The sequence below is a fragment of the Nocardia sp. NPDC047038 genome (assembly GCF_040644075.1).
In the GTDB taxonomy this organism is placed as follows: domain Bacteria; phylum Actinomycetota; class Actinomycetes; order Mycobacteriales; family Mycobacteriaceae; genus Nocardia; species Nocardia sichangensis.
This window is the reverse complement of sequence record NZ_JBEYVQ010000001.1, coordinates 1,044,631-1,062,506: the sequence shown is the minus strand read 5'-3', so window position 1 is coordinate 1,062,506 and position 17,876 is coordinate 1,044,631. Positions and strand designations below refer to the sequence as shown.

General features: G+C 69.4%; 15 protein-coding genes. 1 reads left to right on the top strand and 14 read right to left on the bottom strand.

What is annotated here, in order from left to right; all coding sequences use genetic code 11:
- Positions 1-654 (bottom strand): PadR family transcriptional regulator, encoded by a 654-nt coding sequence (locus tag ABZ824_RS05180; RefSeq protein ID WP_355070646.1) that lies wholly within the window; start codon positions 652-654, stop codon positions 1-3.
- A gap of 102 nt (positions 655-756) precedes the next feature.
- Complete coding sequence (locus ABZ824_RS05175) at positions 757-1,335, bottom strand: TetR/AcrR family transcriptional regulator (RefSeq protein ID WP_355070644.1); 579 nt, start codon at positions 1,333-1,335, stop codon at positions 757-759.
- A gap of 73 nt (positions 1,336-1,408) precedes the next feature.
- On the opposite strand from ABZ824_RS05175, the gene ABZ824_RS05170 reads away from it, so the two are divergent.
- Positions 1,409-2,251, top strand: a complete 843-nt coding sequence (locus ABZ824_RS05170; RefSeq protein WP_356961726.1) for an NAD(P)H-binding protein — start codon at positions 1,409-1,411, stop codon at positions 2,249-2,251.
- Positions 2,252-2,646: 395 nt separating this feature from the next.
- Here ABZ824_RS05170 and ABZ824_RS05165 read toward each other — a convergent pair whose 3' ends face one another.
- The 12 genes from ABZ824_RS05165 to ABZ824_RS05110 form a co-directional block, all read right to left on the bottom strand.
- Positions 2,647-5,046 carry a primosomal protein N' gene (locus ABZ824_RS05165; protein ID WP_356962460.1) on the bottom strand — a complete coding sequence of 800 codons (2,400 nt, stop codon included), beginning with the start codon at positions 5,044-5,046 and terminating at the stop codon, positions 2,647-2,649.
- 82 nt (positions 5,047-5,128) lie between these two features.
- On the bottom strand, positions 5,129-6,340 hold the full coding sequence (metK, locus tag ABZ824_RS05160; protein ID WP_356961724.1) for a methionine adenosyltransferase: 1,212 nt from the start codon (positions 6,338-6,340) through the stop codon (positions 5,129-5,131).
- A gap of 229 nt (positions 6,341-6,569) precedes the next feature.
- Positions 6,570-7,793: a bifunctional phosphopantothenoylcysteine decarboxylase/phosphopantothenate--cysteine ligase CoaBC gene (gene coaBC / locus ABZ824_RS05155; RefSeq protein WP_355070638.1), complete on the bottom strand. Its 1,224-nt coding sequence runs from the start codon at positions 7,791-7,793 to the stop codon at positions 6,570-6,572.
- 44 nt (positions 7,794-7,837) lie between these two features.
- The gene (gene rpoZ, locus ABZ824_RS05150; RefSeq protein ID WP_355070636.1) at positions 7,838-8,113 is read right to left on the bottom strand and encodes a DNA-directed RNA polymerase subunit omega; all 276 of its coding nucleotides are present in this window, start codon (positions 8,111-8,113) and stop codon (positions 7,838-7,840) included.
- Between the two features lie 172 nt (positions 8,114-8,285).
- Positions 8,286-8,870, bottom strand: coding sequence for a guanylate kinase (gene gmk / locus ABZ824_RS05145; RefSeq protein WP_356961722.1), 585 nt, complete (start codon positions 8,868-8,870; stop codon positions 8,286-8,288).
- A gap of 8 nt (positions 8,871-8,878) precedes the next feature.
- Positions 8,879-9,199 (bottom strand): integration host factor, actinobacterial type, encoded by a 321-nt coding sequence (gene mihF / locus ABZ824_RS05140; RefSeq protein ID WP_028476708.1) that lies wholly within the window; start codon positions 9,197-9,199, stop codon positions 8,879-8,881.
- A gap of 569 nt (positions 9,200-9,768) precedes the next feature.
- Complete coding sequence (gene pyrF / locus ABZ824_RS05135; protein WP_356961720.1) at positions 9,769-10,593, bottom strand: orotidine-5'-phosphate decarboxylase; 825 nt, start codon at positions 10,591-10,593, stop codon at positions 9,769-9,771.
- Positions 10,594-10,618: 25 nt separating this feature from the next.
- Positions 10,619-13,927, bottom strand: a complete 3,309-nt coding sequence (carB, locus tag ABZ824_RS05130) for a carbamoyl-phosphate synthase large subunit (protein WP_356961718.1) — start codon at positions 13,925-13,927, stop codon at positions 10,619-10,621.
- Positions 13,927-15,039 (bottom strand): glutamine-hydrolyzing carbamoyl-phosphate synthase small subunit, encoded by a 1,113-nt coding sequence (gene carA, locus ABZ824_RS05125; protein ID WP_356961717.1) that lies wholly within the window; start codon positions 15,037-15,039, stop codon positions 13,927-13,929. Before carA ends, carB begins: the two co-directional genes overlap by 1 nt.
- A complete protein-coding gene (locus ABZ824_RS05120) occupies positions 15,036-15,557 on the bottom strand; it encodes a transporter (RefSeq protein WP_356961716.1) in 522 nt (173 codons plus the stop codon). Before ABZ824_RS05120 ends, carA begins: the two co-directional genes overlap by 4 nt.
- Before the next feature lie 38 nt (positions 15,558-15,595).
- Complete coding sequence (locus tag ABZ824_RS05115; protein WP_356961715.1) at positions 15,596-16,918, bottom strand: dihydroorotase; 1,323 nt, start codon at positions 16,916-16,918, stop codon at positions 15,596-15,598.
- Positions 16,915-17,874, bottom strand: coding sequence for an aspartate carbamoyltransferase catalytic subunit (locus ABZ824_RS05110; RefSeq protein WP_355070621.1), 960 nt, complete (start codon positions 17,872-17,874; stop codon positions 16,915-16,917). The genes ABZ824_RS05115 and ABZ824_RS05110 overlap by 4 nt, the downstream gene beginning before the upstream one ends.
- Positions 17,875-17,876: the final 2 nt, after the last annotated feature.

Genomic DNA, 17,876 nt, shown 5'->3' with positions numbered 1-17,876 from the left:
CTACTTCTCGGGGGTCTCGTCCTCGGCGAGGATGCGGTAAAGGGACTTGCGGGTCTCGGTGAGCAGCTCCGCCGCCCGCGCCGCCTGCTGCGGGGTGCCTGCCGCCGCGACCTGGGCCACCGCCCCCATCAGCTGTCCGACGAGTGCGCGCAGGTCCATCGCCTGTGCGCCGACGTCCTGTTGCACGTCCGCCCACGGATCGCCCAGCTCATCCCGGTGCGCGGCGACGTACTCGGTGCCGGACTCGGTGAGCTTCGCGGTCTTGCGCCCGGCAACCTTCTCGATGAGGACCAGGCCCTCGTCCTCCAGTTGCGCCAGCGCGGGGTAGATCGATCCGGGGCTCGGCCGCCAGATGTCGTTGCTGCGCCCACGGATCTGCTGGATCAGTTCGTAACCGTGCATGGGCTGCTCGGCGAGCAGCAACAACACGGCGGCGCGTACGTCACCACGCCTACCCCGGCCGCCGCGTCCGCGTCCGCGTCCGAAATGCGGGCCGAAGCCTGGCCCGAAGCCGGGACCGAAGCCAGGCCCGAACTCCGGGCCGAAACCGTGACGTCCGCCGCGGCGAAAGCGCCGCCCGTGCTCGAAGCCCTCGTGACCGGGCACCGGCCCGCGGCCACGCCGGCCGAATTCTCGATGTTCTCGGTGTTCCATGTCAGCCTCCCAAGGCTCTCGTGTTCGAATCATGCTATCGACGATATATCGGCAATGCATCGAATGCAAGGATCGGTTTCGGCATCCGCGCCCAGCTGGAGGTCAGCTCACCAGCGAATCGATCCAGCGCGACAGCCGCGCCCCTTCGGCGACCATCAGTCCGGGATCCCGAAAAGTGTTGGTGAGCAGGGAAATTCCTTGATACGCCGCGACATAGGCGATCGCGAGCTCCTTCGCGTCCGCGCGTCCCATCGCGGCGAACTGCCGTTCAGCCCAATCCACCAGCACGCGCATCACCTCGGCGGCCGCGGTATCGAGCCCGTCCCCCCGCTTGTCCAATTCCGAGGACAAAGTGCCGAACGGGCAGCCGTAACGCACGGTCTGCTCACGATCGGCGACCCATCCCGCGATCAGGGCCTTCAGCCGCCCCGAAGGCGTCTCGTGCCGGTCGCTCGCGGCGATCACGGCATCGAGAATGCGCGCGTGCGAGCCGATCGCCGCCTCGATGAGCTGGTCTTTCGTCTTGAAGTAGTAGTAGACGTTGCCGACCGGAACGTCCGCGGCACGCGCGATGTCGGCGATCGTCGTCTTCTCCACGCCCTGCTGATAGAACACCCGCACCGCGGCTTCGACCAGCCGCTCCCGCTTGCCCGATCCGGCCTTCGCCTGTGAGTCAGTCACACAACTAACTGTAGACAGCGCGGCGATGACCGGCTACGGTCAATTTAGTCAGCCAACTAACTAAGGAGTCACAATGATCGTGGTCACCGGAGCTACCGGGAATATCGGCGCGCCGCTCGTGCGGGCGCTGGCGGACGCCGGCGAGGAGGTGACAGCCGTCGCGCGGCATGCGGACCTTTCGCTGCCCGACGGAGTCCGCTCGGTTCGGGCCGATCTGGGCGAGCCGGAAAGCCTCTCCCCCGCCCTCGCGGGAGCCGACACCCTGTTTCTTCTGATCGCCGGCGAGCAGTTGGTGGCGGGTCCAGAACCAGAGCAGGTGCTGAAAATCGCCGCCTCGGGAGGCGTGCGGCGCGTGGTCTTCGTGTCCTCGCAGGGCGTTGCCACTCGACCGGACGCGGCGGGATACGCCCGGCTCATCGCCTACGAACAGGCGATCAGGGACTCCGGGTTGGCCTGGACCTTCCTTCGGCCCACCGGATTCTTCTCCAACACCTACGCGTGGGCGGACGCGGTGCGCACGCAGCGCCTGGTCGCAGCACCGTTCGGCGACGTCGGTCTTCCCTCGATCGATCCGGCCGACATCGCCGCGGTCGCAGCGACGGCATTGCGCGACGACCGGCACGACGGACAGGTCTACACCCTGACCGGGCCCGAGCTCGCTACCCCGCGCGCCCAGGCCGAAGCACTCGGCGCGGCAGTCGGCGAGCCGCTCCGATTCGTGGAATTGACTCGGGCACAGGCCCGTTCGGCGATGCTCGACTTCATGCCCGAGCCGGTGGCCGACCACACGCTGACCATCCTCGGCGAGCCGACACCTGCCGAGCAGCGGATCAGCCCCGACGTGCCGCGTGTGCTCGGGCGCCCGGCCACGAAATACGCCGACTGGGCGGCTCGCAATCGAGCGGCCTTCGCCTGAAGCTCGGCCGAGCGCTGCGCTGTCGCGAGATGATCGCAGGCTTCGGCGTTTCACTGGCCGGAAACGCCGAGGCGATCACGCTCACCCGGGTTGGGCAAGAACGAGGGCAGTCCACCCGGGTAGCGAAGCCTCCGGCAACGGGCGGCATAGACAGCCCCGGCGCGCGACGGACTTGCCCAGTCGGCCATGAAGCGACGCGATCCGATCGCGGGTCCGTTGCGGCCGGTTCGCCGCGATATGCCGAGTGACGAGCGGACGACATCAGGTGCACCGAGCGGTCCCCCTCCTTCCCTCGGTCCGAGTACGCCGACCTCCTCGCGACACAGCCCGGGTGCCCGGCGGCACTATCGCGGCCCCATGCCGACGAGGCAGCGGTGGACGCACTCCGGTAGCCGTCAGCCGATGTCGACCGGGTCGATTTGCACGCGCAGGGGGGCGTCCGAGCGGTGCGTGCTGCGAACCGCCTGAGCCGCGCGCAGGGCACGCGCGAGCGCCGCTCCGGAGCGGCGCTCGACCCGCAGCAGCAGGCGTTCGACTTCGGCGGGCGCATCGCCGGAGGAGAACGGTTTGCGGGCGCCGTCCGGCAGCGGCACTGGTCCAAGGCGGTCGACCGTATCCGGCAGGTCCGCCGCAGAGAGCAGTTCGGCGATCGTGTCGGCGGTGCCGTCGATCGCGGCGAGACGGACGGCAGGCGGGAAGCCGACCTCGGCCCGCGCCGCGACCTCCGCGCGCGCTGCGCCCACCGGATCCCATCGGACCAACGCCTGCACGGTGGGGATGGACGGCTCGGCCACGACGATGACCTGGCCGTGCGCGCGGACCAGCGCCGCGGCGGCCATCCAACGGCGCAGCGCGTCCTCGGCGGCATGCAGGTCGGCTCGGCCGAGCAGCGCCCAGCCGTCGAGCAACAACGCGACGCCGTAGCCGCCGGGAACCACCGACTCGGCGCCGACCGTAGCGACGACCACTTGCGGGCCCGGCTCCACGGTGTCGAGCACGGTGCCGCCGCCGGAAGCACGGATCGGTACGCCGGGAAACGCACGGCCCAGCTCCTCCGCCGTGCGCGCCGCCCCGATCACCACGGCGCGCAGTGCGCGCGACCCGCAGGTGGTACAACGAAACGCGGTCTCGGTGATCCCGCACCAACGGCAAGCGGGACTCTGCGCGGCCGCGCCGGGGTCGGCGGCCGATCCGCGCGGTCCCCGAGCTTCCGGCAGCGCGAGCGGCCCGCTGCAGTGTCGGCATCGAGCAGGAGTACGGCATTTCCCGCAGGCCAGCGCGGGAATGTACCCACGACGCGGCACCTGTACCAGCACCGGCGCGCCTTCCTTCAGCGCGGCGCGGGCAGCCGCGAAGGCGACGCCGGGAATTCGGACAGCACGGGCGACCGGATCGCGTTCCAGCGCGATATCGCTGTCGCCAGGGGCGCTGATGCGCGGCGCAGCCTTGCGCAGCACGGCGCGATCGGCGACCAGATCGTGCGCCCAACCCGAATCGACCACCGCTTGGATCTCCGCGGTGCGCGCGAAACCCGCCGCGACGAAGGCCGCACCGGTTTCGTGCGCCCGCAACATCGCCACCTCACGCGCGTGCGGATACGGCGCACGCGGTTCGGCGTAGGTGTCGTCACCGTCGTCCCACATCGCGATCAGCCCGAGGTCCAACGCCGGTGCGAACACGGCGCTGCGCGTGCCCACCACCACTCGCGCCGAACCGCGCAGCACCGCGAGCCACCGCCGGTACCGAGCCGCTGGACCGAGACCGGCGGACAGCCCGACTGCCGAGTCCCCCACCAGCCCAACGCATTCCGCGAGGAGCCGGTCGAGGTCGCGTTGGTCGGGGACCATGAGGATCGCGCTGCGCCCCTGCCGCGCCACCACGGCGGCGAGCTCCGCCAGCCGTCGTGGCCAGTCCTCACCGGGCAGTGCCTGCCAGGCCGCGCGTGCCCCTTTCCGCTGGCCGAGGGCGGCGACGAACGCCGCCCCGTAAACGTACCGTTCCCAAGGCGCGAGATCTATGGCCGGAAACTCCGAATCGACGAAGGCAGTTCGGTCTTCGGCGTCGCCGCTCGCCTCCCCAGCGCCGCTCGTCTCCCTTACGCCGCTCGCCTCCCCCGCGCCGCCCGAGTCCCCCGCGCCGGTTGGGCCGAGCTTCGGATGCGCACGTGCGGACGGCTCGGCATCGAGCTTCTCGTCGCTCTCCGGCGCGGGCACATATCGGCCGGTGCCAGGGCTATCGCGCTTCGAATCCGGTTCCGCCGCAGCACCACTTTTCGGAGCCGCGCTGCTCACATCGGCCGAATCGGCTTGCAGGTCAGAGGATTCCGGCGAGGCAACGGGCAACTCTCCGGCGGACACGGAACTCGCCACGTCCGACCGCACGGGACCAATCGCGGTGGCGGGGTTCTCGTTCGCGGAATCGGCTCGGGCCGCAGCGGACTTCTTCCCGCCACCGGTTTCGGTGCGGGCGTGACGCGGTGGTATCGCCAGACGAAGGACATCGGCACGCGTCCCCGCATATCGGGCCGCGACCTTGCCGGCCAGCTCCAGGATTTCGGGAGTCAACACGCGTTCGCCGGAGACGACGCGTTCCAGCTTGACCAGCTTTCCGCCGTGGTCACTGTGCCGCGATCGAGCCAGGAGATAGCCGTCGACCAGCCGACCGGCGAAACGGATCCGCACCCGGACCCCCGGCTGGGCGAGTTCGTCCAGCTCGGGAGGCACCAGGTAGTCGAAGTCGCGGTCGAGATGCGCGGGCGAGAGCAGCGGAAGCACCCGGGCGATCGGCAACTCCACGCCCGCGGGACCCGCGGCCGGACGGTCCGCCTCGGTGGCGGGGGTGTCCGCCGCGGGTTCGTTCACTCGGACCTGATCGAGGTCAGAGTCCGACGGCGGCGCGCAACTTGTCGGCGCGGTCGGTGTGCTCCCACGGCAGGTCCACGTCGGTGCGGCCGAAGTGGCCGTACGCGGCGGTCGGCGCGTAGATCGGACGCAGCAGGTCCAGGTCGCGGATGATGGCGCCGGGACGCAGGTCGAAAACCTCGGCGATCGCGGTGCTGATGCGCGCCGGGTCGATCTTCTCGGTGCCGAAGGTCTCGACGAACAAACCGACCGGAGCCGCCTTGCCGATCGCGTAGGCCACCTGGACCTCGACGCGGTCGGCCAGATCGGCCGCGACGACGTTCTTCGCGACCCAGCGCATGGCGTAGGCGGCGGAGCGGTCCACCTTCGACGGGTCCTTGCCCGAGAAAGCGCCGCCGCCGTGGCGGGCCATGCCGCCGTAGGTGTCGACGATGATCTTGCGGCCGGTCAGGCCCGCGTCGCCCATCGGGCCGCCCAGCACGAACTTGCCGGTGGGGTTGACCAGCAGGCGAATATCCGAGATGTCCAGGCTGGGCAGCTCGAGGTCGGCGAGCACCGCGTCGAGGACCTTCTCGCGGATGTCGGGCGCGAGCAGGTTGTCCAGGTCGATGTCGGCGGCGTGCTGGGTGGAGACGACCACCGTGTCCAAGCGGACCGGGCGATCGCCGTCGTACTCGATGGTGACCTGGGTCTTCCCGTCCGGACGCAGGTAGGGCAGCACGCCGGTCTTGCGCACCTCGGTCAAGCGGCGCGACAACCGGTGCGCGAGCGCGATCGGCAGCGGCATCAGCTCGGGGGTGTCCTTGGTGGCGTAACCGAACATCAGGCCCTGATCGCCCGCACCCTGCCGCTCGATCTCGTCGTCGGAGCCGCCGATGCGCGCCTCGTGCGAGGTGTCCACACCCTGCGCGATATCCGGCGACTGCGCGCCGATCGCGATATTCACACCGCAGGAATTTCCGTCGAATCCCTTTGCCGACGAGTCATATCCGATTTCCAGGACCTTTTCCCGGACAATTCGGGGAATATCGGCGTACGCCGACGTGGTGACCTCACCCGCGACGTGGACCTGGCCGGTCGTCACGAGGGTTTCCACCGCGACCCGGCTGCGCGGATCCTCCGCGAGCAACGCGTCGAGAATGGAATCGCTGATGGCATCACAGATTTTGTCCGGATGACCTTCGGTCACGGACTCACTGGTGAAAAGCCGGCTCCCGGACGTGCGCACAGTTCTTCCCTCTCCCTCAACGGGTTACTCGTATCGGCTTGCGACAGTAACGCGATGTCGCGACTGCGCAACCCTTATATCTCAGCCTATTCCAAATCACCGACAGGGCGGACCTCAACGCCGCGGCCATCCCGGACAGCTGAACTCCCGGTGTCGTGCCGGTGCCGAATTGATGACGGCGTCGCGAACGACGGACCGGATCGCAATCCTGGCAGGGACGCGGCCCGGCTCAGCGCAGCAACACGCTCAGCGCGTCGAGCACACGGCTGGCCAGCAACGCCTTGGAGCCGTGATCGAGCGCCTGTTCGGTGCCGTCCGCGCCCAGCAGCCAGCCGTCGTTGGTGTCCACCTCGAACGCCTTGCCCTCGCCGACCGCGTTGACCACGAGCAGGTCGCACCCCTTGCGTGCGAGCTTGGCCCGCGCGTGGGTGAGAACATCGCCGTGCTCGTCACCGGTCTCGGCGGCGAAACCGACGATCGCGGTGCCGGGCAACTGCCCGTCGCGGCGCGCCTGCACCAAGCCGGCGAGGATGTCGTCGGTCTTGGTCAGCGGAATGACGTCGGGCTCGCCTGCACCCTTCTTGATCTTGGCGGCGGCGACGTTGGTCGGCCGGAAATCGGCGACCGCCGCGGCCATGATCACCGCGTCGGCGCCGACGGCGTGCTTGTCGACGGCGGTCTTCAGCTGTTCGGCGGTGGTGATGTGCACCAGGTCGACGGCGGCGGGCGCCGCCATCTCGATCGTGTTGCCCGCGATCAACGTCACGTGAGCGCCGCGCTGGGCCGCGACCCGCGCGAGCGCGTAGCCCTGCTTGCCGGAGCTACGGTTGCCCAGGAAACGCACCGGATCCAGCGGCTCCCTGGTGCCGCCCGCCGTGATGACGACCCGGCGGCCCGCCAGATCCCGCGGGATCGCGTCGGCACGCTCCATGAGCAGCGACGCGAGGCCGAAGATCTCCTCGGGCTCGGGCAGCCGTCCAGGGCCGGTGTCGGCGCCGGTGAGCCGGCCCGCCGCGGGCTCCATGACGATCGCACCGCGGGCGCGCAAGGTCGCGACGTTGGCGACGGTCGCCGGATGCTCCCACATCTCGGTGTGCATCGCGGGCGCGAACAAGATCGGACATCGGGCCGTCAGCAGCGTGGCGGTGAGCAGGTCGTCGGCGCGGCCGGACGCGGCGCGGGCCATGAGGTCGGCGGTCGCCGGGGCGATGACCACGAGGTCCGCCTCCTGGCCCAGCCGAACATGCGGCACCTCGGGCACGTCGGAGAACACGCCGGTGTGCACCGGGTTCCCGGACAGTGCCTCGAAGGTCGCCTTGCCGACGAACTCCAGCGCCGAGGTGGTGGGGATCACCCGGACGTCATGTCCGGTCTCGGTGAATCGCCGGACCAGAGAACACGCCTTGTAGGCGGCGATGCCTCCGGCTACACCGACGACGATCCTTGTGGTCACTACGCCTCCGGCCTAGTAGTGGTCACGGCGAACCGGGGTTCGCCTCACTCGCCTTCGGAGTGCTCGAGCAGGTCGGAGTGGATCTCGCGCAGGGCGACCGACAGCGGCTTCTCCTGCAGACCCGGCTCGACCAGCGGGCCGACGTACTCGAGGATGCCGTCGCCGAGCTGGTTGTAGTAGTCGTTGATCTGCCTGGCCCGCTTGGCCGCGTAGATGACCAGGGCGTACTTGGACGACGTGCGCTCCAGCAACTCGTCGATCGGCGGGTTGGTGAGGCCGACCGGCGTGTCGTAAGCGGGCGCGGTCTTGGTGTCCGTCACTAGGAAGACTCCTGCTGTGGTCGGTCGGATGAACGAGGGGCCCTGCGAGTGCGGCGGCGTGCCGCCTCCGGGCCTGGTCACTCATGCCGGAGTGGATTGCGCATGCGCGAAGGCCCTACGTGAATACGCAGGCTACCTCCTCCGGGCCTGATCGCTCATGCGCAGATGGGGGTCACGAACTCGAATTTGTGCTAACGAACAACGATACCAACTGCTCACAGGCGCTGGTCACCTCGTCGTTGACGATAACTATGTCGAACTCGTCACAGGCCGCCAGCTCGATCCTGGCCGTCTCCAAGCGACGCTCGATCACTTCGGGCGACTCGGTGCCGCGCGAGGTCAGTCGCGCCACCAACTCCTCCCAGCTCGGCGGGGCAAGGAAAACCAGAATCGCGTCGGGGATCGCCCGGCGCACCGATCGCGCGCCCTCGAGATCCACTTCGACCAGTACCGGAAGGCCCTCCGCCAGCGCGGCGCGCACCGGCCCGGCGGGGGTGCCCGAACGCTGCAACCCGCCGTGGATGTCCGCCCACTCGAGCAGTTCATCCGCCTCGATCATCGCGTCGAACTCCGCACGGGAGACGAAGTGGTAGTCGAGGCCGTCGACCTCCCCGGGCCGCGGGGCCCGGGTCGTTGCCGACACGCTGAAGACCAGGTAGGGCAGTCGTTCGCGGACACAGCGGACCACGGTGGACTTGCCCACGGCCGAGGGGCCGACCAGTACGACCAGTCGACCCTTCCGCGTGTGTTCGATCACCCTCGTTGTCAGGCGTCGAAGTCGAACCGGGCCAGCAGCGCCTTACGCTGCCGGTCGCCGAGTCCGCGCAGCCGCCGGGTGGGGGCGATCTCCAGCTCGCTCATGATCTCCGCCGCCTTGACCTTGCCCACCTTCGGCAGGGCCTCCAGCAGCGCCGACACCTTCATCTTGCCGAGGATCTCGTCGGTCTCGGCGTCGGTGAGCACCTGCTTCAGGTTGGTGCCGCCACGCTTCAAGCGCTCCTTGAGCTCCGCCCGAGCGCGGCGAGCGGCAGCCGCCTTCTCCAAAGCAGCGGCGCGCTGCTCGTCAGTCAGCTGGGGAAGGGCCACGGTTCCTCCGTCTCATCGTTCATTGCATTCAACTCCTGCCGGTAACCCGGCAGTCTCAGCGACCGTACCCACGACGTCCGCCGATTGCGAACCCACCCCCCAGGTCAGCGCATGATTCCGGATACGGACCGCACCACGGCGGCCCGGCGCCGGTGTCGCCCGCGCCATCGAGCGCATCGCGATACCGAATCAGCGAAATGTGCCGCCAGCAGGGCGTTTTCGACAAACCGAATGGTTTGCGGAAGGGTTGCGAGACGGCAGCGCATCTCTCCAGCAACCCCTCACGCGCCCTACCAGGAACTTTCTGGAAATTCTCCGCGTGTCGCGAGTTTTTTGCGCGTGTCGGGCGTCACATCCGAGCCATTTCGGCCGCCATGACCGGCATCCGGTGCCGGATACCGGCCCTGTACGTCGGTCCAGGAGCGTTGTGCCCATCCGTGCACCGATCGGCCCCGAAATCAGCGCAGCAGCGCGCACAGGCCCCGCTAAAGGGCACGTGTGTGCGAACACCTGCACGCTCGAGGGACGAAAACGACGAAGGCCGGCGCGGATGCGCCGGCCTTTCGCGGTCATTTCTGGAGGAACGCGAACGCGTCCTGGAAACCGCGCACTCTGGCACGCAGTGCCGGAACGGTGGGCCCGTCCCTCAGCACCTCCCGCGAGACATTCGGCACGACGGCCGGGAGCATCGCCTCCGGGACCAGCTCCCTGATGGTTTCCGGGCCGCCGCCCTGGGCGCCAACCCCTGGCATGAGGATCGGGCCGTTGAGCGCGGAGAGATCGGGCGCCTCGCTGAGCGTGGCGCCGACCACAACGCCGACCGAACCGAACTCCCCGCCCGCGTTGCGCGCCGCCGCCTCGTCGACCATGGTCTGCGCGACCGTGCGGCCGTCCGCAGCGACCGCCCGCTGCACCTGCGCTCCCTCGGGGTTCGAGGTCGCCGCGAGCACGAAGACGCCGCGGTGGCCTGTCTCGGCGAGCGTCAGCGCCGGTGCCAGCGAACCGAAGCCCAGATACGGCGAGACAGTGACCGCGTCGGACCCGAGCGGGCCGTCGGCCAGCCAGGTCCGCGCGTAGGCGTCCATGGTGGACCCGATATCGCCGCGTTTGGCGTCGGCGAGCACCAAGGTTCCCGAGGCCCGCAGCACCTCGATGGTGCGCTCCAGGACCGCGATGCCCCCGGAGCCGTGGGCTTCGAAGAACGCGACCTGCGGCTTGACCAGCGCGACGAGGCCGTCGAACGCCTCCACGCAGATCTCGGCGAACCGCTCGAGTCCCTCGACGTCTTCGGTCAGTCCCCAGGACCGCAGCAGTTCCGGGTGCGGGTCGATGCCGACGCACACCGGCCCCAGTTGCCGCATCGCGTGCCGCAGGCGGTCGCCGAAGGTCTTCATCGCACCCGTTCCGTCCGGTCGCGGCTCACCCACGCAGCACCGAGTGCAGTTCCTGCAGCGACCGCACGCCGATGCCACCGTTGATGCTGGCCTCGATGCCCTGCACCGCGGCCGCCGCACCCTGCACGGTGGTGATGCACGGGATGTTCACACCGACCGCCGCGCTGCGGATCTCATAGCCGTCCACGCGAGGGCCGGAGTTGCCGTAAGGCGTGTTGAACACCATGTCGACCTCGCCGTCGCGAATCTGCTCCACGATCGTCGGCTCGTCGTCCGACCCCACCTCGGAGTGCTTGCGCACCTGCTCGCACGGAATCCCGTTGCGGCGCAGCATTTCCGCCGTGCCCTCGGTGGCGAGGATGCGGAAGCCGAGGTCGTGCAGGCGCTTCACCGGGAAGACCATCGCGCGCTTGTCCCGATTGGCGATCGAGACGAACACGGTGCCCTCGGTGGGCAGCGAGCCGTAGGCGGCGGTCTGACTCTTGGCGAAGGCGGTGCCGAAATCGGCGTCGATGCCCATCACCTCGCCGGTCGACTTCATCTCCGGCGAGAGCAGCGAATCCACGCCGCTGCCGTCGGCGCGCCGGAAGCGGTGGAACGGCAGCACGGCCTCCTTGACCGCGACCGGAGCGTCCAGCGCGACGTGCCCGCCGTCGCCCTCGCTCGGCAGCATGCCCTCCTTGCGGAGTTCGGCGATGGTGGCGCCCAGCATGATCCGCGCGGCGGCCTTGGCCAGCGGCACCGCGGTGGCCTTCGACACGAACGGAACCGTCCGGCTCGCGCGCGGATTGGCCTCCAGAACGTAGAGCACGTCGTCCTTGAGCGCGTACTGCACATTGAGCAGGCCGCGGACGCCGATGCCCTTGGCGAGCGCGACGGTCGAGCGGCGCACCGACTCGATATCGCTGCGACCCAAGGTGATCGGGGGCAGGGCGCAGGCGGAGTCACCGGAGTGGATGCCCGCCTCCTCGATGTGCTCCATCACGCCGCCGAGGTAGACCTCCTCGCCGTCGCACAGCGCGTCGACGTCGATCTCGATCGCGTCCTCCAGGAACCGGTCGACCAGCACCGGGTGCTCCGGGCTCAGCTCGGTCGCCCGGGAGATGTAGCCCTCCAAGGAGTTCTCGTCGTAGACGATCTCCATACCCCGGCCGCCGAGCACGTAGGAGGGGCGCACCAGCACCGGGTAGCCGATGTCGGTGGCGATCTTGCGCGCCTGCGCGAAGGTGGTCGCGGTGCCGTACTTCGGCGCGGGCAGACCGGCCGCGACCAGCACGTCACCGAATTCGCCTCGGTCCTCGGCCAGGTCGATCGCGGCCGCGCTGGTACCGACCACCGGCACGCCCGCCGCGGTGAGCCGCTGCGCGAGGCCGAGCGGGGTCTGCCCGCCCAGCTGCACGATGACACCGGCGACGGTGCCGGACTCGCACTCGGAGTGGTAGACCTCGAGCACGTCTTCGAAAGTCAGCGGCTCGAAGTAGAGGCGATCGGCGGTGTCGTAGTCGGTGGAGACGGTCTCCGGGTTGCAGTTGACCATCACCGTCTCGTATCCGGCCTTCGACAGCGTCTGCGCCGCGTGCACACACGAGTAGTCGAACTCGATGCCCTGGCCGATGCGGTTCGGCCCGGACCCGAGGATGATCACCTTCTCGCGGTCGGGCTGCGGCGCCACCTCGGACTCGGCCGCGGGATCGAGTTCGTAGGCCGAGTAGTGGTACGGGGTCTTGGCCTCGAACTCGGCGGCGCAGGTGTCGACCGTCTTGAAGACCGGGCGGACCCCGAGCCGGTGGCGCAGGGCGCGCACACCGCTCTCCCCTGCCAGTTCGGGCCGCAGCGCGGCCAGCTGACGATCGGACAGGCCGTAGTGCTTGGCCCGCCGCAACAGCGGTTCGTCCAGCACGGGCGCGTCGAGGATCTCCTGGCGCAACTCGACCAGACCGGCCACCTCCGCGACGAACCACGGGTCGATGCCGGAGGCGGCGGCGACGTCCTCGATGCTCGCGCCCAGCCGCAGCGCCCGCTCCACCTGGTAGATACGCCCTTCGGTGGGCGTGCGCAGGTCTTCGAGGATCGCTTCGACGTCGGTCCACGCGCCGTCGTCCTGGGTCCAGAAGCCGGCGGCTTTGGTCTCCAGCGAACGCAGCACCTTGCCGAGCGCCTCGGAGAAGTTGCGGCCGAGGGACATGGCCTCGCCGACGGACTTCATGGTGGTGGTCAGCGTGCCGTCGGCGCCGGGGAACTTCTCGAACGCGAACCGCGGGGCCTTGACGACCACGTAGTCGAGGGTCGGCTCGAAGCAGGCCGGGGTTTCCTTGGTGATGTCGTTGACGATCTCGTCGAGCGTGTAGCCGATGGCCAGCTTGGCGGCGATCTTCGCGATCGGGAAGCCGGTCGCCTTCGACGCCAGCGCGGACGAACGCGACACGCGCGGATTCATCTCGATGACGATCAGGCGGCCGTCGCGCGGGTCCACCGCGAACTGGATGTTGCAGCCGCCGGTGTCGACGCCGACCTCGCGCAGGATGGCGATGCCGAGATCACGCAACTTCTGGTACTCGCGGTCGGTGAGCGTCATCGCCGGGGCGACGGTCATCGAGTCGCCGGTGTGCACACCCATCGGGTCGACGTTCTCGATCGAGCAGACCACCACGACGTTGTCGCGGCCGTCCCGCATCAGCTCGAGCTCGTATTCCTTCCAGCCGAGGATGGACTCCTCGATCAGGACGTTCGCGGTGGGCGAGGCGGCCAGGCCGCCGCCGGCGATGCGATCGAGGTCTTCCTCGTTGTAGGCCATCCCGGAACCGAGGCCGCCCATGGTGAACGACGGGCGCACCACCACGGGGTAGCCGAGTTCGGCGACCGTATCGCGGACCTCGTCCATGGTGAAGCAGACCCGGGAGCGGGCGCTCTCGCCGCCCACCTTGGCCACGATGTCCTTGAACTTCTGCCGGTCCTCACCGCGCTGGATGGCGTCGAAGTCGGCGCCGATGAGTTCCACGCCGTACTTCGCCAGCACACCGCGCTCGTGCAGCGCGACCGCGGTGTTCAGCGCGGTCTGGCCACCGAGGGTGGCCAGGATGGCGTCCGGACGCTCCTTTTCGATCACCTTCTCCACGAACTCCGGCGTGATCGGCTCCACGTAGGTGGAGTCGGCGAACTCCGGATCGGTCATGATCGTCGCCGGGTTCGAGTTGACCAGCGACACCCGCAGGCCCTCGGCCCGCAGCACCCGGCACGCCTGCGTGCCGGAGTAGTCGAATTCGCACGCCTGGCCGATGACGATCGGGCCAGAACCGATCACCAGGATGTGCTCGAGATCCTCGCGGCGAGGCATCAGGCTCCTTCCATGAGACCGGCGAAACGGTCGAACAGGTACGCGGCGTCGTGGGGTCCGGCGGCGGCTTCCGGGTGGTACTGCACGGAGAAGGCGCGACCGTCGACCAGCCGGACGCCCTCGACCGTGCCGTCGTTGGCGCAGACGTGACTCACCTCGGCCGTGCCGAAGGGGGTGTGGAACCGCTCGCCCCGCTCGCCTTCCAGCGCGAACCCGTGGTTCTGCGCGGTGATCGAGATCCGGCCGGTCTCGTGCTCCACCACCGGGATGTTGATGCCGCGGTGGCCGAACTTCATCTTGTAGGTGCCCCGGCCGAGCGCGCGGCCGAGGATCTGGTTGCCGAAGCAGATGCCGAACAGCGGCAGGCCCTCGCCCAGCACGCCACGGGTCAACTCGACCGCCGCGTCGGCGGTGGCCGGGTCGCCTGGACCGTTGGACAGGAAGACGCCGTCGGGCTTCAGTTCGAGGATCTGGTCCAGCGTGGTGTTCGAGGACACCACGTGCACCCGCATGCCGCGCTGCGCGAACATGCGCGGGGTGTTGGTCTTGATCCCGAGATCGACCGCGACGACCGTGCGGCGATGGTCGCCCTCCGGCTCGATCGTGTAGAGCGCGTCGGTGGTCACCTCGCCGGCGAGGTCGGCGCCCAGCATGGACGGCTGACCGTTCACTCGGTCCACCAGCTCGTCCGCGGCGGCGAGCGCGTCGCCGGAGAAGATGCCCGCCTTCATCGAACCGCGGGTGCGCAGATGGCGTACCAGCGCGCGGGTGTCGATGCCCGCGATGCCGACGATCCGCTGACGTTCCAGCTCATCGGGCAGCGTCCTGGTGGCGCGCCAGTTGGAGGCGCGCCGCGCCGGGTCGCGCACCGCGTACCCGGCGACCCAGATCTTCGTGGACTCGTCGTCCTCGTCGTTCCAGCCGGTGTTGCCGATCTGCGGCGCGGCGGCCACCACGATCTGGCGGTGGTAGGACGGGTCGGTGAGGGTCTCCTGGTACCCGGTCATCGCGGTGCAGAACACCGCCTCACCGAGCGTCTGGCCCACGGCGCCGTAGGCCTGGCCGCGGAACACCCGGCCGTCCTCCAGCACGAGTGCTGCTTCTCCTGTCATCCCTCGTCATCTCCCGTCATCGTCCCGCTCTGATCCGCCGCGGGAAGCCTGCGCCAAGCCGGGTAGACCGACTTGTCGTCGCCGCGGAAACCCGTATCGATCTCGGTTCCCGTCGGCAGCTTCCAGCGAATGACCAGCACACCATCTTCCGTCATCACTTTGCCCGCGTGCCCGCGTTCGGTGCGCACCGCGGTGATGGATTCGTCCGGAATCCAGATCACCGTCGCGCCGTCGCGTTCGAGCAGAATCCCCTTTTCGAACCGCGTGAGTTCCGCGGTGGCCCGGAAACCCAGATCGCCGACGGTGATCCGGTCCTGCCAGCTCGGCGCGATGGTGCTGCCCAAGTACAGGCCGGTGGTCGGCTCCAATACCTGCGCACCCAGTTCCGCCGGCACGGTGGGCAGCGTGCCGACGCGCTCGGCTTGGCGCGCCGCGCGGTTGCGCCAGCCCCGGTACATCAGCCACAGACAGGCCGCGAACAGGATCAGCAGCCCGACCACCCAGAGTGTTCTCTCCACTACGAACCTCCTCGAACGGCTGCGCCTCGGTTGCTCATCTACGCCTCCGCCCGGTCGACCAGCGCCTTGCCGTCCCTGGCGGTGACCCGGCCGCGCAGCAACGTCGCCGTCACCCGGGCCGGGAAGGTCATCGCCTCGAACGGCGTGTTGTTCGAGATGCTGGCCAGGTCCTTTCCACGCACCGTCCAGCTCGCCTCCGGGTCGACCAGCGTCAAGTTGGCCGGCTCGCCGACCTCGAGCGGTCTGCCGTGCTCGTCCAAGCCCACGATCGCGGCCGGTCGCTCGCTCATCACGCGGGCGACGCCGCGCCAGTCCAGCAGCCCGGGCTCGACCATGGTCCGCACGATGATCGACAGCGCCGTCTCCAAGCCGAGCATGCCGGGCCGCGCCGCGGCGAACTCGCAGCACTTGTCCTGCTCGGCGTGCGGCGCGTGGTCGGTGGCGACGCAATCGATGATGCCCTCGGCCAGCGCCTGCCGCAGCGCGGCGGCGTCGGACGACTCGCGCAGCGGCGGGTTGACCTTGTTGACGGCGTCGTAGGTCTCCAACCGGGAGTCGTCCAGCAGCAGGTGGTGCGGGGTCACTTCGGCAGTGATCGAAATACCCTGGGACTTGGCCCATCTCACCAGTTCCACGGTGCCCTCTGTGGAGGCGTGGCAGATGTGCACGCGGGCGCCCGCGTCGCGCGCCAGCAAGGCGTCGCGCGCCACGATCGACTCCTCGGCCGCGCGCGGCCAGCCGGCCAGCCCCAGCCGGGCCGCGGTCGGCCCCTCGTGCGCGACGGCGCCCTTGGTCAGCCTTGGCTCCTCCGCGTGCTGCGCGATCAGCACCCCGAGCGAGTTCGCGTACTCCAGGGCCCTGCGCATGATCAGCGGGTCGTAGACACAGTGACCGTCGTCGGAGAACATGCGCACCGCCCCGACGCCCGCGGCCATGGTCCCCATCTCGGCGAGCTGCTTGCCCTCCAGGCCCACGGTGACCGCGCCGACCGGATAGACGTCGACCAGGCCGACCTCCCGGCCCCGCCGCCACACATGGTCGGTGACGACCACCGAGTCGGCGACCGGGTTGGTGTTGGCCATCGCGAACACCGCGGTGTAGCCGCCGAGCGCGGCGGCGGCGGAACCCGTCTCGATAGTCTCGGTGTCCTCGCGGCCCGGCTCACGCAGGTGGGTGTGCAGGTCGACGAAGCCGGGCAGCAGGATCTGGCCCTGCGCGTCGATGATTTCGGCGTCGACCACGCCCAGATCGGTGCCGATCTGACGGATCTCCCCGTCGGCGACGAGCACGTCGACCGGCTCGCCTTCGCCGTACAGCAGCGCGCCCTTGATCAGAACGATGGCGTCGTTCCTTCCACTCATGCCACTGCCTCCTGGGTTCCGACGAGCAGGCGGAACAGCACCGCCATCCGCACGTGCACCCCGTTGGTGACCTGTTGCAGCACAGCGGCTTTCGGCGAGTCCGCGACGGAGGACGCGATTTCCATGCCGCGCAGCATCGGGCCGGGGTGCAGCACGACCGCGTGGTCCTCCAGCAGGGCCAGCCTGCGTTCGGAGAGTCCGTAGGTGATCGAGTACTCGCGGGCCGACGGGAAGAACCCGCCGTTCATCCGCTCGGCCTGCACCCGCAACATCAGCACGGCGTCGGCGCCGATCAGCTCGGCGTCCAAGTGGTGTGAGACGCGGGCGGGCCAGCTCTCCACGCCGACCGGAAGCAGCGTGCGCGGAGCGACCAGCACGACCTCCGCGCCGAGTGTGGCCAGCAGGAAGACGTTCGATCGCGCGACCCGGCTGTGCAGGATGTCACCGACGATGACCACCCGCTTGCCCTCGATGTCGCCGAGCCGCTGCCGGAGGGTCAGCGCGTCCAGCAACGCCTGGGTCGGGTGCTCGTGCGTTCCGTCGCCCGCGTTGACGACCGCCGGGCCGGAGCCGCGCCCCGTGGAGACCGCCCACTCGTCCATCCAGCGCGCGATCTGGTGCGCGGCGCCGGAGGCCGGATGCCGCACGATCAGCGCGTCGGCTCCCGCGGCGTGCAGGGTGAGCGCGGTGTCGCGCAGCGACTCGCCCTTGGCGACCGATGAGCTGCTCGCGCTCACGTTGATCACGTCCGCGCTCATCCACTTGCCCGCGACCTCGAACGAGACCCGGGTCCGGGTCGAGTTCTCGTAGAAGACCGTCATCACGGTGCGCCCGCGCAGCGTGGGCAGTTTGTGCACCTCACGGCCGAGGAGCGCCTGTTCGAACCGCTCGGCCTCGTCGAGCAGCTCGTTCGCGGCGGCGCGATCGAGCGCGGCGACCGACAGCAGATGCCTCACGC